We start from the raw sequence: 20225 nt of genomic DNA, 5'->3' as shown, positions 1-20225 counted from the left end.
CATTCGGTGCGGCCGACTGACCCCAAAATGACATGCAACCTTCTTGTGCGGTTGCGCGTTATCGCAAACACCAACAGAGGAAATCGGTCGTGGGCAATGGCAACATCGACGTTGGCACTGAAACCCCGACCCGCAAGATCGGCCAGCCGACCGTTGGACGTTTGTCCGGGAGTAACGGCTTACCCGAACTGCGGATCGATCAACCCGGCCCCGCGCGAGCGGAACGCCCGAGGGCCTGTGGCGCGATGACCCAGCAGAGCGGCGACAGCGGTTGGGGCACCCAATGCGCCCCGCAAAAGCTGCTCCATTTGGTGGGTTGCCGCGAAGCGAAAGACCGGCCCGATCTGCTCAAACGTCCTGATACGGCCGAGCGTTAGGGCCAGCTTTCCGATCACTGGACGGAGTCGCCGCATTTCTCGACGGCGGCATTGCCCTGTCCCCATGGCATGACCGGAACCGAGGAAGTCGAATTCTTCGGCGACCCGTCGATCAGTCTGTCGGAATAGACCATATAAACCAGCACGTTCCGTTTGGCGTCGCAGCCGCGGACGATTTGCATCTTCTTGAAGAACAGCGAACGGCGCTGGCGGAACATATCGCCGCCCTGCTCCATCTTGTCCTTGAAATGGATCGGACCGATTTGACTGCAGGCCAGCGAAATATCCGAGACCTGCTCGGCGAGGCCCAGCCAACCCTTGATGCCGCCCTTCTCGGGCACCGTGAAATGACAGGCGACGCCGTCGACCTCGGGATCATCGACCCCATAAGTAGCAAGCTTGTCGTTCGGACTGAGCAGCTTGAACACGGTGGAGCGGCGGAAAATCAAATCCGGCTCGTCAGCCGCGACCGCCGAAGAGACCGACACCAGCACCAGCGCAACCGCCGCCAACATCCAGCGCCCCCATTGCGTGTCATATCGGCTTGAGGCTCGGGGTGTCATGGTGATCTCCGTCGGTAAGATTTGATCGGTGGCCCAATTAATGGGGCCTCCGCCTATGTAATGCCGGGATGTCGGGGAATAAGGCTTCACGGCTGCCGCAGCCAGCGGCCTTTAACCGAATGTGAGGCTTTTTTGCTACGCTTGACGCGAAATTGGCGGGAATGCACGCCTTACGCTGGTGAACCCGTACCCTCTCTGCAACACTAAATATCAATACTCGGAACCGGGATTCGAAGAATGAAACGCGCGGGCGGGCAGCAGGCTGCTAATGCCACCGGACGGCTGGAACCGTCGGTATCCAAACATCAGATTTCAGCGATTTCCTCAAACCGGCTTTGGCAGATCGTCGCCTTGACGCTGGTCGGGACTATCGGCCTCGCAACACACGCCGACGCCGCGGTATTCTGGTCGGACGACGATGGCGGATATTCGCGGCCGGCGCCGGTGGCACCGCCGCGCGCGCAACGGCCGCACCGCCGCCAGGCAAAGCCGGCCGAAGCGGCCGCCAAGGAAGCGAGCAAGCCGCAGGGCCCGCTGATCATCGCGATCTCGATCAGCCATCAAAGTCTCAAAGTGTACGACGCCAACGGCTTCTACGCGGAAACGCCGATTTCGACCGGCATGGCGGGCCATTCGACGCCGATGGGCGCCTTTAGCGTCATCCAGAAGCAGAAGATGCATCGCTCCAATATTTATAGCGGTGCCCCGATGCCGTTCATGCAGCGGATCACCTGGTCAGGTATCGCGATGCACGCTGGCGTGCTTCCGGGCTATCCAGCGTCGCATGGCTGTATCCGGATGCCGATGGCGTTCGCCGTGAAGATGTACGGCTGGACCCGGATGGGCGCGCGCGTGGTGGTGACACCCGGCGAGTTGACGCCGGGCAGCTTTTCGCACCCGCTGCTCGTCACCCAGAAGGTCGCGCCGCAACCGGTTGCGATGGATATCCCCAAGGCTGACGTGATCAAGGCTGACGCTACGGCGAAGGCCGACAAGGCCGCAGCGGCCGATCCGGTCAGCAAGCCCGAGATGTCGGTCGCAAGCCTCGACCTGCGATCGACCGTCGGCCATGACAGCCGCGCACCTAAAGTCATGGATGAAGCATCCACCCCGAAGCCGTTGAGCGAGCAGACCCATACGGCGGATGCCGGCACTTCGCCGCAAGCGCAACTCGCGGTCACCGTATCTGATGCCGCGCCCTCCGCATCGCCGATGGCCGACAACGCAGCGTCCGACCGACCCGCCGATGCGGCAATGAAATCGGTGAAATCGGTGGCCGAGCTTCTCGCATCCAAGAGCAGCGAGACGGCGGCTTCCTCCGACAAGCCGGTCGACGCCAAACCTATTAACGACGCGCAAGCCAGCCTCGATGTCGTGAAGACCGACGCGCCGGCTGAATCCGCGAAGGTTGAGACTGCGAAATCCGAAGCCGAGGCGGGCGACGTCAAGGCCGACGACGTCAGGGCGCAAGCGGCGATCGTTGCACCGGGCGACAAACCCAGCGCAAGCGTTCCGGCAGCGACCAACGCGCAGCCGGTTCCGGATGCGAAGAAGGATCAAGGCCGGCCGTCCGACGCCGACAAGGCAGAGGCCGCAAAACCTGCTCCGACGCTGGCGATCGCCAAGGGCAACGGCCCGATCTCGGTGTTCATCAGCCGCAAGGATGCCAAACTCTATGTGCGGCAGAATTTCGCACCGCTGTTTGATGTTCCCGTGACCATCGCGCCGAGCGACCGGCCGCTCGGAACCCACATTTTCACCGCCGAAGCCGACAAGAGCGACTCCAACATCCTGCGCTGGTCGGTGGTGACCTTGCCGTCGAGCCGTAACGCCGAGCGGCGCGACGACGACGAGCGGGCTTCCCGCCGCCGCAAGATCGCGGGCGCCGCCGAGATCGCAAAGCCTGCGCCCGAGCCTGACAGCCCGGCTGAAGCACTGGATCGCCTGACGATCCCCGCGGACGCGATGGCGCGCATCACCGAGGCGCTCTCGACCGGCGGCTCGATCATCGTTTCCGATCAAGGTATCGCTGCGGGCGAAACCGGCGAAGGAACGGATTTCATCGTTTCGCTGCGCTAGAGAATTCTGCCGAAGGGTGTTCCGTGCAGGAACTTTCGTAGCTGGTCTCACAAATATATGATCGGCTGTGTGAAGCAGCCTAGGCGCCGACATTAATCGGCTCCAGCGATGGGGCCGCGTCGGGCGAGAAAGCCGTTGCCGTGGCGGCGGGGCTCCAACTAAGCTATTGTGATCAGGGGCAGGAACGGCACGGCGCGACCTCAAGGTCACGGCCGAACGTGGGATCAGCGTAAGGGACATCAGATGCGTTTTGCGGCAGGTTTGTTTTTTGCCAGCGCGGTTTCGCTGTGCGTGTCCGGTGACGCATGGTCGCAGACCGCAGCCCCGAAACCCGCGCCGGCGGCCCAGGCGGCAGCCCCGCAGGCGGCTCCTGCGCCAGCCCCCACTGCCGCCGCGGCGGCGGCCCCTGCCCCCGCGACGGCGCCAGCGCCCGTCAAAGCCGCCTGTGCCAATCCCGATGCGCTCGGTATCGCGCGCACCGTCGAAATCGACACCACGGGCGGACCCGGATTCGGTTTCGAGCACTTCAAGCAGCTCGACTTCCTGCGCGATCATGAAGTGGTGCTGACGTTCGACGACGGCCCGTGGCTGGTCAACACGCCGTCGGTGCTGAAGACGCTGGCGGACGAATGCACCACGGGCATTTTCTTCTCGATCGGCAAGCATGCGACCTATTATCCGGAAATCCTCAAGCAGGTTCTTGCAGCCGGCCACACCATCGGATCGCACACCTGGTCGCACGCGACATTGACCAACAAGAAGCTGACCGACGATCAGAAAAAGGAAGAGATCGAGAAGGGCTTCAGCGCGGTGAAGTGGGCGCTGGGCGGGGTTTCGCCGGCGCCTTTCTTCCGTTTTCCGGCGCTGCAGCACCCGCCTGAGATGGTGACCTATCTCGGCACCCGCAATATCGCGATCTTCTCCTGCGACCTCGACTCTTTCGATTTCAAGGCCCGCAATGCCCAGCAGGTGATCGACGTCACCATGAAGAAGCTCGACAAGCAGGGCAAAGGCATCATTCTGATGCACGATTTCCACAAGCACACCGCCGAAGCGCTGCCCACGCTGCTGCGCAGGCTGAAGGCCGGCGGCTACAAGGTCGTCAAGATGATCGCGAAGGCTCCGGTGCAGACGCTGCCGCAATACGACGAAGAACTCCTGAAGGACGCCAAGCTCCCGACCGTCAGCGACCGTCCGGTTTCCAGCGTCGTGCAGACGATTTCCGAATAGTGTCGGGCCGCGCGCGATAACGCCATGGCTGCGCTGCACATCGAGGGCTATGTCATCGTGTCGGCGGACGGCATGCTGGCGAACGCCGACCGCTTGATGCCCGTTGGGTTGAAATTCGAGGGCGACAAGCAATTCTTCACCGCCGCCCTCGACCGTGCCGACCTGATCGTGCACGGACGGAATTCCTTCGAGGACCAGCCCAACTCTCCGAAGCGCAAGCGGATCGTTCTGACCCGCGGCATCGGCGCGGTCGCGCCCGATCCTTCCAATCCCAAGGCCACGCTGTGGAATCCCGCCGGCGCTTCGTTCGAAGCGGCCTGCGAGCACGCTGGCGTCCGCTCCGGCACCATTGCGATCATCGGCGGCCCGTATGTGTTCGGCATGTTCATGGACCGCTACGACACGTTCTGGCTATCGCTGGCACCGCAGGTACGGCTGCCCGGCGGCGAGCCATGCTTTCCCGGCGTGCCCGCGCAGTCGCCACAGCAAATTCTCGCGGCACACGGCCTCAAAGCCGGTGACGCCCGGATCCTCGATGCGGCCAATGATGTCAGCGTCACGCCCTGGCAGCGTCAGGCATTGACGAATTAGACATCCCCGTAAGCGGGTACGATCGCCGATCGCGCCGACCGGCCATAGCCCGCGATGATGAACAGCGCGCCGATGATCGACAGGTTTTTCAGCGCATCCATCAGCGATTTGGCGTTTTCCGGCGACGACTGATTCCAGAAATCGTGGAAATAGAAGGTTGCCGCGGCAACGAAGAAAATCAGCAGAATGGCAAAGAATCTCGCGCCGAAATTCAGCGCAATCATCAATCCGCTGACGATCTCGAAGACGCCCACCACGATCGCCAAAAGCTGCGGCGTCGGCATCCCCGTCATGGTTTCAAGCTGGGCCGTATAGGGCGCCAGCAGCGCCGGGATGGCAACCTTGGCGGCGATGAAGTCCGCGGTGGCTGCGATACCGAACAGCTTGGTCGCCCCCGAATAGAGAAACAGCACCGCGAACAACACTCTTCCGAAGGTAACGAAGGCTGGCATGGTCGGCCTCATTGGCTGCGGCAAATTCAAATCAGGTAATACGGCGGAGCGATTATGGGCGTTCCGCCCCGGTTTTCAAATCGATTCAGCACGTCCCTCCCGGATGATTGGCCCTCTCACCCAAACAGCGTGGGCTGCGCACGGCCGGCACGCTCCTGGGCTTCGACCGCCGCCACCGCGGTCATGTTGAGAACGCCGCGCGCGGTCACCGACGGGGTCAGGATATGCGCCGGACGCGAGGGCCCGACCAGGATCGGTCCGACCGGGAGCGCATCGGCCAGCGACTTGATCATCTGATAGGCGACGTTGGCGGTGTCGAGGTTCGGCATGATCAGGATGTTGGCAACGCCCTCCAGCTTCGAATGCGGCAGGATCAGCGCCCGCGCCGCCTCGGAAAGCGCGGTGTCGCCCTGCATTTCACCGTCCGCCTCGATCTCCGGATGGTTCTGTTTCAACAACGCGGTGGCGCGGCGCATCTTCCGGGACGATTCCGTATCATAACTGCCAAAATCGGAATGTGACACGAAGGCGATCTTGGGCTTGATATTGAAGCGCTGGACGTGCATCGCGGCCAATGCGGCCACCTCCGCGAGCTCCTCGGCGCTCGGATTCGGCCGCACCTGGGTATCGGCGATGAAATAAGCGCCCTTGCTGGTGATCATCAGCGACAGCGCGGCGAAATCGGTGACCCCCGGCAGGAAGCCGATGATCTCGCGGACGTGGCGAAGATGGCTCATATAGCGGCCTTCGACGCCGCAGATCATGGCATCGGCTTCGCCGCGGTGCACCGCCAGCGCTGCGATCACGGTCGCGTTGGTGCGCACCACCGTACGCGCGGCGTCCGGGGTTACGCCGTGCCGGCCGGCGACGTCGATATAGGATTGCACGTAGGATCGATAGCGCGGATCGTCCTCGGGGTTGATCAGGTCGAAATCCTCTCCGGCCTTGATCGAAAGGCCGTAGCGCTTGATGCGCGCCTCGACCACCGAGGGACGCCCGACCAGGATCGGCCGCGCCAGCTTTTCCTCGAGCACCACCTGCGTCGCGTGCAGGACGCGTTCGTCCTCGCCTTCGGCATAGATCACGCGAACCGGCTGGGTCTTGGCCTTGGCAAACACCGGCTTCATGACCAAGCCGGAGCGGAACGCGAAGCGTTCGAGCTGCGCGGCGTAGTCCTCGAAATTCGCGATCGGACGCGATGCGACGCCCGACTTCATCGCCGCCTTGGCGACCGCCGGCGCGATGCGCAGGATCAGCCGCGGATCGAACGGGCTTGGGATCAGCGAGCCCGGGCCAAAGCCCTGGGTTTCCCCGCTGTCGAAGCCGGGGGCAATCGCGTCCGATGGCGGATCGCGCGCCAATTGCGCGATCGCCTCGACCGCCGCGTGCTTCATTTCCTCGTTGATCGCGGTGGCGCCGCAGTCGAGCGCGCCACGGAAGATGAACGGAAAGCACAGCACGTTGTTGACCTGGTTCGGGAAGTCCGAACGCCCGGTACAGATCATCGCGTCCGGGCGGGCTTTGCGGGCTTCATCCGGCATGATTTCGGGGTCCGGATTGGCCAGCGCCATCACCAGCGGCTTGTCCGCCATCTGCTTGACCATGTCGGGCTTCAGCACATTAGGTGCCGACACCCCCAGGAAAATATCGGCGCCGCCGATCACCTCGGCCAGCACACGCTTGTCGGTCTTCTGCGCATACACCGCCTTCCAGCGGTCCATCAGCGTGTTGCGCCCTTCGTGCACCACGCCATCGATATCGCAGACCCAGATGTTCTTGCGTTGCGCCCCCAGCGACACCAAGAGATTGAGGCAGGCGATCGCCGCAGCACCCGCTCCCGAGCAAACGATCTTGCAATCGGCGAGCTTCTTGCCGTTCAACAGCAGCGCGTTGGTGATGGCAGCGCCGACGATGATCGCGGTGCCGTGCTGGTCGTCATGGAAGACCGGAATCTTCATCCGCGCCTTGAGCTGCGCCTCGATCTCGAAGCATTCCGGCCCCTTGATGTCCTCGAGGTTGATGCCGCCGAAGGTCGGCTCCAGCGCCGCCACGGTCTCCACCACCCGTTCGATGGTGTCGGCGGCGATTTCGATGTCGAAGACGTCGATGCCGGCGAATTTCTTGAACAGGACGGCCTTGCCCTCCATCACCGGCTTGGACGCCAGCGGGCCGATATTGCCAAGGCCGAGCACCGCGGTGCCGTTGGAGACCACAGCGACCAGATTGGCGCGGGCGGTCAGCGTCGCCGCCTCTGCCGGGTTGTTGGCGATTTCTGTACAGGCACAGGCGACGCCCGGCGTGTAGGCCAGCGCAAGGTCGCGCTGGTTGACGAGCGGCTTGGTGGCCTGGATCTCAAGTTTACCTGGCCGCGGCAGCCGATGGTACGCCAGTGCCGCGGAACGAAGCTCTTCAGAACTAGACGACATGCGTACTCCCGCGTTTCCAATCCCGGATTTTGTTTCTTTGGCGTGTCCAGAAGGGCCGGATTTGCTGCAGATTGGGCCGGATGTGAAGCACGTGCAACCGCTTGGATGCAACACCGGACTGCGCCGCCATCAACAGGGGCTCATTGGAATAAATCATCGAAGCCGTTACCTTGACCGCCGCACGTCCGTTCCGATCGGACAATATGGCAATTTCTCCCCTGCACAATCCGCAACCGGAGCAGACCGAATGATAAAGGCCCTGACGGGTTTGATCGCCGCGATCGTGGTTGCGGCGGCCGGCTTCTTTGGCTTCCAGTTCTACACACAGCACCGGATCGCCAGCGAGATCGACGCTGCGTTCGAGCAGATCCGTGCGACGGGCGCCAAGGCGAGCCACGGCCCGGTGTCGTTCGACCTGAAGAACCGCACCGTCACGATCGCGGACATCGCCGGCGAATCGACCGCACAACCTCCGGTCAGCATCAAGATCGCCAATCTCACGGCCTCGGACGTCGGTCAGCCGGACGCAACGCGATTCTCCGCCGAGAGCATCGAGGTAACGGGCGTCGAGATCCGCGTGGCGACGGCCGCCTCGGCCGGCCCGAGCCTCAGCTACCAGGTGCCGCGGATCACCGTGAAATACTATTCCGGCCCGGCCCGCCTGCAACGGCTGCCGGCTTCGTCGTCCGTCATCGATGTCTATCGGTTCGGACTCGAGCAATTCGCAGACGTCACGGCGGCGTCGATCACGGCGCCCAGCATTGCCGCAACCATGCAGTTCGCCGCTGCGACGCCGGGCGATGGCGAGGTCGCCTATTCGGGCCTTGCGATGAACGGCATCAGGGACGGCAAGATCGCCAGCATGAAGGCTGACGGCGCCGTTTTCACGGTCAACCTGCAACAGGCCGGCAAGACCGAGAAATTCACCGGCAATCTCGCAAATCTGGTCACGGACGACATCGATGTCGGTGCGCTGGCCGCCATATTCGATCCGCGGAAGGCCAACGACGACCAGTACCACCGCGCTTACCGGCAGATTTCGGCCGGCCCCTTTATCCTCACATCTGGGCAAGGCATGAATATGCGGATCGATGGCATGACCATCGATGACGTGGGAATCAAACCCTCGCGGATCCAACTGCCGCCGCTGCTGGCCATGATGCCGCCGGCCGGAGCCGCCCGGCCGACGCCGGAACAAGCACGCGAGAAGATCGAGACGGTGGCCGGGCTTTATGAGGGCGTCCGCTTCGGAAATGCCGAGATGCGGGGCCTCTCGCTGGAGACGCCGCAGGGTCCAATCAAGCTGTCGACGATGCGGTTCAACTTCGAAGGCGGCAAGATCGGCGAACTTGCATTCGAAGGCCTGGATGCCCGTGCGCCGAACGGCCCCGTCAAGCTCGAACGCTTCGCGCTGAAATCCCTCGACATCTCCGGCCTCATGCGCGTGTCGGCGCAGTTCGTCGCGCAAAAGCCTTCGCCCAACCAGGCGTTGGCGCTGTTGCCGTTGATCGAAGGCGTCGAACTCAAGGACTTCACCGCGCCCTACAAGAACACCAAAAAGCCGATCAACATCGACGCCATCAACCTGAATTGGGGTCAGTTTGTCGGACCGATCCCGAGCAAGGTACGGCTGTCGGCGAAGATGACCGCTCCGCTCGACACCAGCGACCTCGGCCAAAAGATGCTCGTCGCGGCCGGCCTGGACAGTACGGCGATCGATCTCGATTTCGGCGCGGCCTGGACGGAAACCTCCGGCGCATTCGTTCTGGAGCCCGTGTCGCTTGAACTCGGCGGTCTCCTCAAGGCAACGGCGCGGGTTTCGCTGGCCAAGGTGCCACGCGGCGTCTTCTCGATCAGTACGACACAGGCGGCGGCGATGGCGGCGCAGATCGAGGCTGGTACGCTGGAACTCACCTTGCGCGACCTGGGCGGCGGCGACATTGCGGTCGCACAATATGCCCGCGCGCAGAACGTCAGCCGCGACGCCGCCCGAAGCAGCCTTGTCGACAGCATCAGGGCCGGCGGCGAAAAAGCAGCGGCAGCCAATCCCGATGCCGCGGCTGCCGTGGATGCGCTGGCCCGCTTTGTCGAGACCCCGGGGCAAACGCTGACCATCAAGCTGACGCCGCTCGGCAAAGTGCCGGCGCTGCAACTGATGCAGCTTTTGCAAACCGACCCGTTTGTCGCACTGGCGCAATTTAAGATCGAGGCCTCGACGGCGTTGTGAGCTATCCCTTGTCCGGCAGGTTCAGCCGGATGTGGAGATCCTTCAACTGCTTCGGTCCGACCTCCGACGGCGCGCCCATCAACAGGTCGACCGCCTGCTGGTTCATCGGAAACAGCGAGATCTCACGCAAATTGGTGGTGCCGCACAACAGCATCACAATGCGATCGACGCCGGCCGCCATGCCGCCATGCGGCGGGGCGCCGTACTGGAAGGCGCGGTACATGCCGCCAAAACGCTCGACCACATCCTTTTCGCCATAGCCGGCGATCTCGAACGCCTTCACCATCGCCTCGGGACGATGGTTGCGGATGCCGCCGGAAGCGATCTCGTAGCCGTTACAGGTGATGTCGTACTGGAACGCCTTGATGGTCAGCGGGTCCTGCTTGTTGAGCGCATCAAGACCGCCTTGCGGCATCGAGAATGGGTTGTGCGAGAAATCGACCTTCTTGTCGTCCTCGTTGTATTCGTACATCGGGAAGTCGACGATCCAGGCCAGTTCGAACCGATCCTTGTCGATCAGGTTCAACTCCTCGCCGAGCTTTGTCCGCGCGAGACCCGAGAACTTCCAGAACTTGTCGGGGTCACCGGCGACGAAGAACGCGGCATCGCCTTCCGCCAGGCCGAGTTGGCCGCGGATCGCGGCGGTGCGCTCGGGACCGATGTTGTTGGCGAGTGGACCTGCGCCCTCGCCGCCCTCGCGCCACATGATGTAGCCGAGGCCCGGCTGGCCTTCGCCCTGCGCCCACGAGTTCATGCGGTCGCAGAACGCGCGAGAACCGCCCTTCGGACCCGGGATCGCCCACACCTGGTTCTTGGGGTCTTCCAGCATCCGCGCGAACACCTTGAAGCCGGAGCCGCGGAAATGCTCCGAGACCTCCTGCATGATGATCGGGTTGCGCAGATCGGGCTTGTCGCTGCCGTACTTCTTGAGCGCTTCCGCGAACGGAATCCGCGGCCAGCTTTTTGTCACAGGCTTGCCCTTGGCAAACTCCTCGAACACGCCGGTGATGACCGGCTCGACGGCTGCGAAAACATCGTCTTGCTCGACAAAGCTCATCTCGAGGTCGAGTTGATAAAACTCGCCGGGCAGACGGTCGGCGCGCGGATCCTCGTCGCGGAAACAGGGCGCGATCTGGAAATAGCGGTCGAAGCCCGACATCATCAGCAATTGCTTGTACTGCTGCGGCGCCTGCGGCAGCGCGTAGAACTGGCCGGGATGAATCCTAGATGGCACCAGGAAGTCGCGCGCGCCTTCCGGCGACGAAGCCGTCAGGATCGGCGTCTGGAATTCGAAAAAGCCTTGGCTCTTCATCCGCTTGCGCATCGAGTCAACGATCTCGCCGCGGGTCATGATGTTCTGATGCAGCTTCTCACGGCGAAGGTCGAGGAAACGGTACTTAAGCCTTATGTCTTCAGGATATTCCTGATCGCCGAACACCGGCATCGGCAATTCTGCGGCCGGACCCAGCACCTCGATCTCGCTGATATATACTTCCACCATGCCGGTCGGCAGTTCCGGATTGTCGGTGCCGGCGGGACGGCGACGCACCTTGCCGTCGATCCGCACCACCCACTCCGAGCGCAGTTTTTCGGCGTCCTTGAACGCCGGCGAATCCGGGTCCGCAACGCATTGGGTCAGGCCGTAATGGTCGCGCAGGTCGATGAACAGCACGCCACCATGATCGCGGATGCGATGGCACCAGCCGGAAAGCCGGACGGTCTGGTCGATATCGCTGTCGCGGAGCGCGCCGCAGGTGTGGGACCGGTAACGATGCATGGAATTCCCAAAACTAGATGTCGGAGACTGGAATCGGGGCCAAAGGGCTGCCCGAAGAGGTTGAGGGTTTACCCGAGGCTGTCGGGCGCGGCAACCAATGGAACGGCCCGTTTTGGGCTCATAAACGCAGATTTGAGACATCAGGCAGCCGAACCGTTTGCCTATTCGCGGGGCGGCCCTATCTTGATGGTTATGACCGTCCATTTCCCGTTCCAGAACACCTATGCGGCGCTGCCGGCGAGCTTCTTTGCCCGCGTCGCCCCGACCCCGGTCGCCTCGCCGCGCCTGGTCAAGCTGAACCGGCCGCTGGCGGTGCATCTGGGGCTCGATCCGGAGCTGCTGGCGAGCCCCGAAGGGACCGAAATCCTCGCCGGCAAGCGCCTGCCCGAGGGCGCCGAGCCGATCGCGATGGCCTATGCCGGCCACCAGTTCGGTCATTTCGTTCCGCAATTGGGCGACGGCCGCGCCATCCTGCTTGGCGAAGTGATCGACGCCGACGGCATCCGGCGTGACATCCAGCTCAAAGGAAGCGGCCCGACGCCGTTTTCGCGCCGGGGCGATGGCCGCGCCGCGCTCGGCCCGGTGCTGCGCGAATACATCGTCAGCGAGGCGATGGCGGCGCTGGGCATCCCGACCACGAGGTCGCTCGCCGCGGTCGTGACCGGCGAGAACGTGATGCGCGAGACCATGCTGCCGGGCGCCGTGCTGACGCGGGTCGCCTCGAGCCATATCCGGGTCGGCACCTTTCAATTTTTTGCCGCCCGCGGCGATACCGACGGCGTGCGGCGGCTGGCCGATCACGTGATCGCCAGGCACTATCCCGACGCGGCGGGCGCGAAACGGCCCTATCACGCGCTGCTGGAGGGCGTGATCGCACGCCAGGCCCAATTGGTCGCGCGCTGGCTGCTGGTGGGTTTTATCCATGGCGTGATGAACACCGACAACTCCTCGATCTCCGGCGAGACCATCGATTACGGTCCGTGCGCCTTCATGGACCATTACGATCCGGCGGCGGTGTTCTCCTCGATCGACGAGCAAGGCCGCTACGCCTATGCCAACCAGCCGCGGATCGCGCTGTGGAACCTGACCCGGCTCGCCGAATGCCTGTTGCCGCTGTTTTCCGGCGAGCAGGAAGCGGCCACAGCGGAAGCGCAGGCGCTGCTCGGCGAATTCCCGGAGAAATTCACCGCCGCCTATCAGTCCGGCCTGCGCAGCAAGATCGGCCTGTTCACGAGGCGCGATGGCGACGAGGCGCTGGTGCAGGATCTCCTGGACGCGATGGCGCAGAACCATGCCGATTTCACCCTCGTTTTCCGGCGCCTGGCCGACGCCGCGCGCGATCCGGAAAACGATCGCGAGGTCCGGCAATTGTTCACTGAGCCCACAGCGTTCGACGAATGGACGATCCGCTGGCGCGAGCGCATCGGCGGCGAGCCGCAATCCGCCACCGAGCGATCGGCCGCGATGCGCGCGGTCAATCCGGCCTTCATCCCGCGCAATCATCGCATCGAAGCCATCATCGACGCCGCCGTGAACCGCAACGACTATGCGCCGTTCGAGGAGCTTTTGACGGTGCTGGCAAAACCGTTCGAGGACCAACCTGAGTTCGCTCGCTACGCCGAACCGCCGAAGCCGGAACAGCGCGTGTTGCAGACCTTCTGCGGGACGTGAGGGCTCCGCATGCGATTGGTGGGTACGCGGAGCCTGTCATCGGGCGCGCATTCGCGACCCGGTGGCTTTGCCCACCCTACGGCGCACTTTGCAAATTCATCGGCCCCGCATCAGAGCGCATCGTCGTCCCGGCCTTGAGCCGGGACCCATAACCCCTGGCATCAATTGTAATAGAAGGCATCTGCCACACGGCCAAAACGCGAGTCCGCGCCCTATGGGTCCCGGCTCGGAGGCCGGGACGACGTGAATAGATTGTTCGGATTGATCAAACAACAACGTTGCTTACAAACGCACTTCCGCATTCTCGCGACAGCAATCGCCCGAGGTTTGCAAATTCATTCGCCCTCAAAAATAGAGGGCGCAGGGAAGACCGGGTGCGCGCTGCACCCGCGGTCTCATGTGCAAAGGTAGATAAAAAAACGCACACGAGCATACAGGTTCAGCGGAAGCAGTCCGGCCTTCCCTGCGCAATGGCTTTACGGCTTATTCCGTGCTCTCCCCGGCGAGACCTTGGCTTGTTTGTCACCGTCGCTCCCAAAAAGCGTGAGCTTCTTGTGAGCTTAACACCTGCCATCGGGGCGTCAGGACCACACGACTTTGCCGTACGCTCAAACGCTGTTCGTCAATAGCGTCCTCGCGTCCACCGCTCCCCGCCCCAACGTCAGTGACGATGGCCAACGTCCCCTCATCTCGGGACGGGATGGCGAGCAATAAGCAGGTGATTTGGGTCAAGAGTCAAGGATAACTTCGGAAAATCAGAAATTATCCGCAGGTGTGAACGGACGGAGTCAGAGAAACCCCTCCGCCGCCTACTTGATCGTCTCGATCTGATCGTGGCTGAGCACCCAGATGTGGGCCGGCAGTGCAATGAAGTGGGCCTCGTCGAGCAAGCGTTCGTTGCTCTCGTCGGGTGCGATGGCCCAGAGCAGGAATTTGCGCAGCGCGGCTGCGCTCTCCGGCTTGGCCTGCTTGGTCGAGACCACGGCGTATTCGTAGTTCACCAGCGGATAGGCGTTGGCACCGGGGGCGTTGACCAGGGTCAGGCGCTGGTCCGGCGGCGTCCGCGGGGTCAGCGCCGCGGCTGCCGCGGCGATCGTCTCAGGGCTCGGCAACAGATACTCGCCCGAATAGCTCTTCAGCGCCGCGGTGCCGAGGCCGGCCTCGGCGATCTCGGCGTGCAAGCTCACCCCGATATAGCCGATCGAATACGGCGTCTTCTGCACCAGTTGCAGGACGCCGAGATTGCCTTCGGCATTCAAGCCACCGGCGACCGTGGGCCACGCGATCGTGGTGCCGTAGCCGATGTCGTTCTCCCACGACGGCGTCGAGAACGTCAGATACTGGCTGAACACGAAGGTATCGCCCGAGCCTTCGCTCCGATGCACCGGAATGATGTCGTGGTGCGGCAGCTTGACGTCCGGATTGAGCGCGGCGATTGCCTTGTCGTCCCAGGCGCGGATCTTGCCCCGGTAGATGTCGGTGAGTACCGGGCCGTCGAGCTTCAGACTGGCATTGTTGAGGCCGGGCAGATTGGTGTTGACCGTCTGCGCCGAGATCGCCAGCGGCACGTTGATGATCTCTGGATGCTGCCGCGCCTGCGTGTCCGACATGTAGGCATCTGACGTGCCGATCTGGGCTGCGCCGGAAATCGCCTGCTCGATGCCGGCGCCCGAGCCGGTGGCGTTGGTGGTGATGTGAATGCCGGGATGGGTCTTGGTGTATTCATCCACCCAGATCTTGAACAACGGAAACAACAACGTCGAACCGGTCTCGGTCAAGGTGACGTCGTCAGCGTAGGCCGGCGCCGCCGGCAGCGCGATCGTGGCAAGCGCGAGGGTTGCGGCAAGGGTGACGGCCGAGCACGCGGATTTCGTGAAGTCGATCATGTTCATGTCTCCTTCGTGATGGCGATCATGCCGCCTGCTTGTCGGCGGGCTGTTGCAGCTTGTCGAGGTTCACGCCGGTGGTTTCGATCCGGTACATCCAGGTGACCGCGGCGCCCAGGATCGAGACCACGATCAGGCCGTACAGCAGGGCCTGCGTGCCGATCTTGTCGAGCAGGATCGGAAACAGGAATGCGGTGGCGACCGCGCCGATCTTGGCGAAGGCGGCGGCAAAGCCCGCTCCCTTGCCGCGGATCGCGGTGGGGAAGACTTCTCCGGCCAACAGATAGGTTTGGGCGTTGGGGCCGAGGTTGGTCATGAAGTTGAACAGCATGAAGCCGGCGAAGATCAGCAGGGTTTGCGTGCCGCCGGTAAAATTCGACGACAGCGATGCCAGGAACAGACCGGCGGCGCAGCCGAAGAAGCCGAGGATCTGCAGCGCGATCCGGCCCACGGTGTCGGCGAGCATCACCGCAAAGATAATGCCGAAAATCAAAAGGCTGGTGATCAGCGCAGCACCCTTGGCGGCGGTGATGTCGTTGGCGATCAGGTCGGCGACGCTGCGGGCGTGATCGGAGTTGGCCCCCACCGCCGCCGCCAGGATGGTCGGGGTGAAGATGCCGATGCCGTAGGTGCCGAGATCCTGCAAGAACCAGGGCACCGAGGCCAGGATGGTGGCGCGCCGGTTGGTTGTGTTGAACAGCGACAGATAGGTCTGCTTGGACTCGTTGGCGGCCGCCGCTTCATCGCGGCCCATCAGGTTGATCTCGGCGGGATATTGCGGCTTGCGGATCAGGAGCTTTTTCACGGCCGCTTCGGCCTTGTCCATCTGACCGCGCGACGACAGCCAATTGGCGCTCTCGACGATGTAGAAACGCCCGATCGTCACCAGCACCGCCGGAATGATCGCCGAGGCGTACATCCAGCGCCAGGCGCCGATCTCGGGCAATGTCGACAACACGAGATAGCCGATCGCGGTGCCCGCGAGCGCACCGACCGCCTGGAAGGCGAAGGCGCCGAGCACCAGCTTGCCGCGGCTGGTCGAGGGAATGCTCTCGGAGATGATCATGTGCGCGGTCGGATAGTCGCAGCCGAGCGACAGCCCGATCCCGAACAGGCAGATCACCAAGAAGGTGAAGTTGGTGCAGAAGATCAACGCGATCAGGAAGCCACAGAAGATCACCATCTCGGCGACGAACATCGGCTTGCGGCCGAAGCGATCCGACAGGCCGCCCAGGGCGACCGCGCCGATCAGAATGCCGAACAGGCTCGCGGCGCCAATGATGCCGTGCTCGGCGGCGCCGATGTTGAATTCGTTCGACAGCAGCGGCAGTGCTACGCCGGTCATGAACACCACAAAACCTTCGAAGAATTTGCCCGCCGCGGCCAGCGACCAGATCAGCCACTGCATCCCGGTCATCGGCGCCGACGGCAAATGGGTGCCATCGGCCCACATCGGCAGTTCGTCGATATGGTCCTGAACCGATCTCGCCCGGGCGGTGCTGAGCTCTTGAATTGCGGCGTCGGCCATATCGCGATCCCCCTTACCGTTAAAAATATCGACAGAAGTTCAGCGGCTGTTGTGCGAATTTGTCGCATCCGATGGCGACATGGGAATGACAATCAGCGCGCGCCCAACGCCTCGCGCCACAACCGACCGCAACCGTATGTGTCTGAGTGTATCTGTCCGAAGGCGACCGAGTGCGTTTCGCCGGCCGCTCAACCGACGGCCCGCAGGGCGGACCGCCGTTAACCCCACTTCTTAAGCGCGCATGCACCATCCGCCGATCGGCCCTCGGCCGCGGAATCACAAATTAACAAACGCTCAACGCCTCCCCGACAATTCTAACCGCTTTGGTGGGGGTGATTGCCGTGGACGCGTTGGTATTTGAATTCATCGGGCTGGCCATGGTCGGGCTGTGCATCATCGTGCTGGCGGTTCCGGCTCCCGCGGAACGGCGGTCGTCCCGGCGCCTCAGCGATTCCTGACCGGTCGCTCGCTGACGGTGCCTTGCAGCCGGCGTTGGCCGGGATCCGCCCCGCCCACCCTTAGGCGATTCAGGCCGGTAATCCACATTCCGGCGCAAATGCAAGGCTCGAATTCGCTGCAACACCCTTGACATATCAGTGCTTTCGGCCGAACGCCGTGATCGGTGGCCCGTTTCCGAAGTTCATCCGATACCGCCGGCTTGCGCTGACGCGAACTTCGGAAACGGGACACCAGCAAGAATGCATGTTTTTCTGGTGCCGCTTTTCGGTTGAAATTCGCTTGTTGTACCTGCCGGGGTGCAAGGGGGCTTCAGATCGGCGGCGCTAGTTGCGCTATGGACCGTTCATGGATCTGATTACGACGACGTCTGAACTTGCCGCGGTGTGCGGCCGCCTCGCCCAGCACCCGGTCATCACCGTCGACACCGAGTTCCTGCGGGAGACGACCTATTATCCCCTGCTCTGCGTGGTGCAGATGGCGAGCGCGGAGGAAGCGGTCGTCGTCGATACGCTCGCGCAAGGCATCGACCTCCAGCCGTTCTTCGACCTGATGGCCGACGAGAAGGTGCTGAAGGTGTTCCACGCCGCGCGGCAGGACATCGAGATCGTCTGGCACCAGTCCGGCACTATTCCGCACCCGATCTTCGATACGCAAGTTGCGGCGATGGTGCTCGGCTATGGCGACAGCATCGCCTATGACCAATTGGTCGAACGCATCACCGGCCACCGGCCCGACAAGACCCATCGTTTCACCGACTGGTCGCGCCGGCCGCTGAGCGCCGAGCAGATGCATTATGCGGTCTCCGACGTTACCCATTTGCGCGACGTGTTCGCCGCCCTCGATGCCGACCTCAAGAAGCGCGACCGCAGCGAATGGGTCAGCGAGGAAATGGAAATCCTGACCTCGCCCAAGACCTACGATTTCCACCCCGAACGCGCCTGGGAGCGGCTGAAGACGCGGGTGCGCAAGCCCAAGGAGCTCGCGGTGCTGATGGAAGTCGCCGCCTGGCGCGAGCAGGAAGCGCAAAGCCGTGACGTTCCGCGCAGCCGCGTGCTCAAGGACGACGCGGTCGGCGACATCGCCACCCACGCCCCGACCAGCCTGGAGCGGCTGGCCAATCTGCGTTCGCTGCCGAAGGGTTTCGATCGCTCGAAATGGGGCACCGACATCGTCGCCGCCGTGCAGCGCGGCCTCGCCCGCGATCCAGCGAGCTTGCCGAAAATCGAAAAGCCGCGCGGCAATTCCAATGGCCAGGCAACCGTCGAATTGTTGAAGGTGCTGCTGCGGATGACGTCGGAGCGTCACGCCGTCGCCAGCAAGGTGATCGCGACGGTCGATGATCTGGAGCAGATCGCAACCGACGATAATGCCGATGTCGGCGCGCTGCACGGCTGGCGCCGCGAGCTGTTCGGCGAAGCAGCGCTGGCGCTCAAGCACGGCCGGCTGGCGCTGGCGATGGAAAAAGGCCGCGTGATCAGGGTCGATCGAAGCTGAGCTTGTCGCTCGTTTCTATTGCAGCGTTTCCGAATACTCTCCGGGCGTCATCCTGAGGTACTCTCCGGCTTCGGCGAGCCTCGAAGGATGGCTACACGCACCGCGCAGAACAACATCCTTCGAGGCTCGCAAGAGCTCGCACCTCACGGGTGAACGCAATTGCGTTCATCCCGGGGATGACGTCGGAGATAGCTTCACAGGATGAGGGCCGGAAATACCGCTACCACTTGTACTCGATGCCGAGCGTGCCCTGGTGCGACTGGGTCGCGGCGCGGAATTTGCCGTCGTAATTGACGTAGAGGCGCGTTTTGTCGGTCAGGTTCAGCGACGCGGCGGCGCCGACATCCGCGCCATATTCGCTTTCGCCGATGCCCTGCAAGGAGATGCTCTGGGTATCGAGACTGACGGTGATCGCGCTGAAATTCTGCGCGACATTGTCGACGAATTTGCCGTAGGCGGACAGATCGAGAATCTTCTGGTCGAAGATCCAGTAGTGCCCGATCTCGGCGCCGACCAGCACGCGCGAGCGCTCCATCGTGGCGTCGCTCGCCGCTACCGGATCGAGACCGCCGGATTCCTGGAATGCGCCGGTCCCGGCATGGACATATTCGAAGGCAAGCTTCGGCACGATGCGGCTCTGGTCGAAACTCCAGTAATAGCTGAGTTCGGTCAGCGCGCCGTCGATCTGACCGCCATAGCGGGCGCCGGCGATGCCGCCGCCGGTGTCGCGGCTGGAATCGATACTTCCCAGCCCGTGGACCAGCGCGATGGCCCAAGTCCAGGGCCCCTTGTCCACCGAGGCGTTGAAGCCGAACTGGGTGAGGTCGAGGGTTGCCGATTGCAGCGCCAGCGGAACGTCGATCGAGGTCCGGCTCTGGTCGATCGAAAAGCCGACATTGACGCCGGGCGCGATCCTGGCCCCCACCCCGGCCACGCCGCCATAGGTCTGACGGTGGTCGCCGGCGAAATCGCCTTGGGCTGCCGTCGTCGCCGAGATGCCATAGGCCTCGCCCCAGGTTCGGAACCGCGGCTCATCGGTGGCCTCGGAAGCGCCGCCGCCGCCCGGATTGCTGCGCCACGCATTGCCAAAGCCGTGCGTGGCCTGGTTGCCGAGGCGCTCCAGGAAGTTGCTGCCGAGATTGGCGAGCGTGGCGCCGGCGGCCATGCCGGTATTATCAGAGGATCGCGAGGGCGCCGGACTGGGGCTCGGTGTCGGCGTCGGTGTCGGAGTTGGCGTGGGGGTCGGTGTCGGCGTGGGGGTTGGCGATACGGCGGCGGCTTGCACCGGATTTGCCGTCAGCATCAGCGCGAGCGCGAAAACCATTGCCGCGACAGCCTTGGCAATGGCTGTCGCGAGCCCTCGGCCGAGCCTCTGACCGGTACCGGTTTTGCCAAAGTGCGGAGGCCTCGATGAGCCGCGCATCAAAATCATTCCTAAAAAAAGCGCAGCGAAAAATTGCCGAAA

The 20225-nt window shown here is 63.2% G+C and carries 14 protein-coding genes; 7 read left to right on the top strand and 7 right to left on the bottom strand.

What is annotated here, in order from left to right; translation table 11 throughout:
• The first annotated feature begins 89 nt into the window (after positions 1-89).
• Positions 90-377, top strand: coding sequence for a hypothetical protein (locus GSQ88_RS19145; RefSeq protein ID WP_159009278.1), 288 nt, complete (start codon positions 90-92; stop codon positions 375-377).
• A gap of 14 nt (positions 378-391) precedes the next feature.
• Here the strand turns inward: GSQ88_RS19145 and GSQ88_RS19140 are convergent, their stop codons facing one another.
• On the bottom strand, positions 392-892 hold the full coding sequence (locus GSQ88_RS19140; RefSeq protein WP_502706750.1) for a CreA family protein: 501 nt from the start codon (positions 890-892) through the stop codon (positions 392-394).
• 285 nt (positions 893-1177) lie between these two features.
• Here GSQ88_RS19140 and GSQ88_RS19135 point away from each other — a divergent pair, with 285 nt between their 5' ends.
• The 3 genes from GSQ88_RS19135 (at position 1178) to GSQ88_RS19125 (ending at position 4840) form a co-directional block, all read left to right on the top strand.
• A complete protein-coding gene (locus GSQ88_RS19135; protein ID WP_159009276.1) occupies positions 1178-3019 on the top strand; it encodes a L,D-transpeptidase in 1842 nt (613 codons plus the stop codon).
• Between the two features lie 243 nt (positions 3020-3262).
• Positions 3263-4249 carry a polysaccharide deacetylase family protein gene (locus tag GSQ88_RS19130; protein WP_159009275.1) on the top strand — a complete coding sequence of 329 codons (987 nt, stop codon included), beginning with the start codon at positions 3263-3265 and terminating at the stop codon, positions 4247-4249.
• Positions 4250-4273: 24 nt separating this feature from the next.
• A complete protein-coding gene (locus GSQ88_RS19125) occupies positions 4274-4840 on the top strand; it encodes a dihydrofolate reductase family protein (protein WP_159009274.1) in 567 nt (188 codons plus the stop codon).
• On the opposite strand, the gene GSQ88_RS19120 is transcribed toward GSQ88_RS19125, so the two are convergent.
• Together GSQ88_RS19120 and GSQ88_RS19115 are read right to left on the bottom strand one after the other, a co-directional pair.
• Positions 4837-5292 (bottom strand): DoxX family protein, encoded by a 456-nt coding sequence (locus GSQ88_RS19120; RefSeq protein WP_159009273.1) that lies wholly within the window; start codon positions 5290-5292, stop codon positions 4837-4839. The genes GSQ88_RS19125 and GSQ88_RS19120 overlap by 4 nt on opposite strands.
• Positions 5293-5408: 116 nt before the next feature.
• Positions 5409-7718, bottom strand: coding sequence for an NADP-dependent malic enzyme (locus GSQ88_RS19115; protein ID WP_159009272.1), 2310 nt, complete (start codon positions 7716-7718; stop codon positions 5409-5411).
• Positions 7719-7965: 247 nt separating this feature from the next.
• Here GSQ88_RS19115 and GSQ88_RS19110 point away from each other — a divergent pair, with 247 nt between their 5' ends.
• Entirely contained in the window at positions 7966-9945 is a 1980-nt protein-coding gene (locus GSQ88_RS19110; RefSeq protein ID WP_159009271.1) for an aq_1923 C-terminal domain, read from the top strand.
• Between the two features lies 1 nt (position 9946).
• Here the strand turns inward: GSQ88_RS19110 and aspS are convergent, their stop codons facing one another.
• Positions 9947-11722, bottom strand: a complete 1776-nt coding sequence (gene aspS / locus GSQ88_RS19105) for an aspartate--tRNA ligase (RefSeq protein WP_159009270.1) — start codon at positions 11720-11722, stop codon at positions 9947-9949.
• Between the two features lie 192 nt (positions 11723-11914).
• On the opposite strand from aspS, the gene GSQ88_RS19100 reads away from it, so the two are divergent.
• Entirely contained in the window at positions 11915-13393 is a 1479-nt protein-coding gene (locus tag GSQ88_RS19100) for a protein adenylyltransferase SelO (protein WP_159009502.1), read from the top strand.
• 809 nt (positions 13394-14202) lie between these two features.
• Here GSQ88_RS19100 and pstS read toward each other — a convergent pair.
• Together pstS and GSQ88_RS19090 are read right to left on the bottom strand one after the other, a co-directional pair.
• Complete coding sequence (pstS, locus tag GSQ88_RS19095; RefSeq protein WP_159009269.1) at positions 14203-15279, bottom strand: phosphate ABC transporter substrate-binding protein PstS; 1077 nt, start codon at positions 15277-15279, stop codon at positions 14203-14205.
• A 25-nt stretch (positions 15280-15304) separates the two neighbouring features.
• On the bottom strand, positions 15305-16807 hold the full coding sequence (locus tag GSQ88_RS19090; protein ID WP_246784871.1) for an MFS transporter: 1503 nt from the start codon (positions 16805-16807) through the stop codon (positions 15305-15307).
• Between the two features lie 804 nt (positions 16808-17611).
• On the opposite strand from GSQ88_RS19090, the gene rnd reads away from it, so the two are divergent.
• A complete protein-coding gene (rnd, locus tag GSQ88_RS19085) occupies positions 17612-18760 on the top strand; it encodes a ribonuclease D (protein WP_159009268.1) in 1149 nt (382 codons plus the stop codon).
• A 220-nt stretch (positions 18761-18980) separates the two neighbouring features.
• On the opposite strand, the gene GSQ88_RS19080 is transcribed toward rnd, so the two are convergent.
• Entirely contained in the window at positions 18981-20183 is a 1203-nt protein-coding gene (locus GSQ88_RS19080; protein WP_159009267.1) for an autotransporter outer membrane beta-barrel domain-containing protein, read from the bottom strand.
• Positions 20184-20225 lie beyond the last annotated feature (42 nt).

This window comes from Bradyrhizobium sp. S69 (assembly GCF_009766005.1).
In the GTDB taxonomy this organism is placed as follows: Bacteria; Pseudomonadota; Alphaproteobacteria; order Rhizobiales; family Xanthobacteraceae; genus Bradyrhizobium.
The sequence above is the reverse complement of the archived record's forward strand: the minus strand, read 5'-3'. Positions and strand labels throughout refer to the sequence as shown.

Excerpts from the sequence above, each read along its gene's own strand:
- GSQ88_RS19140 (WP_502706750.1), bottom strand. The coding sequence starts at position 892 with ATGTTGGCGGCGGTTGCGCTGGTGCTGGTGTCGGTCTCTTCGGCGGTC.
- GSQ88_RS19135 (WP_159009276.1), top strand. The coding sequence starts at position 1,178 with ATGAAACGCGCGGGCGGGCAGCAGGCTGCTAATGCCACCGGACGGCTG.
- GSQ88_RS19130 (WP_159009275.1), top strand. The coding sequence starts at position 3,263 with ATGCGTTTTGCGGCAGGTTTGTTTTTTGCCAGCGCGGTTTCGCTGTGC.
- GSQ88_RS19125 (WP_159009274.1), top strand. The coding sequence starts at position 4,274 with ATGGCTGCGCTGCACATCGAGGGCTATGTCATCGTGTCGGCGGACGGC.
- GSQ88_RS19120 (WP_159009273.1), bottom strand. The coding sequence starts at position 5,292 with ATGCCAGCCTTCGTTACCTTCGGAAGAGTGTTGTTCGCGGTGCTGTTT.
- GSQ88_RS19115 (WP_159009272.1), bottom strand. The coding sequence starts at position 7,718 with ATGTCGTCTAGTTCTGAAGAGCTTCGTTCCGCGGCACTGGCGTACCAT.
- GSQ88_RS19110 (WP_159009271.1), top strand. The coding sequence starts at position 7,966 with ATGATAAAGGCCCTGACGGGTTTGATCGCCGCGATCGTGGTTGCGGCG.
- aspS (WP_159009270.1), bottom strand. The coding sequence starts at position 11,722 with ATGCATCGTTACCGGTCCCACACCTGCGGCGCGCTCCGCGACAGCGAT.
- GSQ88_RS19100 (WP_159009502.1), top strand. The coding sequence starts at position 11,915 with ATGACCGTCCATTTCCCGTTCCAGAACACCTATGCGGCGCTGCCGGCG.
- pstS (WP_159009269.1), bottom strand. The coding sequence starts at position 15,279 with ATGATCGACTTCACGAAATCCGCGTGCTCGGCCGTCACCCTTGCCGCA.
- GSQ88_RS19090 (WP_246784871.1), bottom strand. The coding sequence starts at position 16,807 with ATGGCCGACGCCGCAATTCAAGAGCTCAGCACCGCCCGGGCGAGATCG.
- rnd (WP_159009268.1), top strand. The coding sequence starts at position 17,612 with ATGGATCTGATTACGACGACGTCTGAACTTGCCGCGGTGTGCGGCCGC.
- GSQ88_RS19080 (WP_159009267.1), bottom strand. The coding sequence starts at position 20,183 with ATGCGCGGCTCATCGAGGCCTCCGCACTTTGGCAAAACCGGTACCGGT.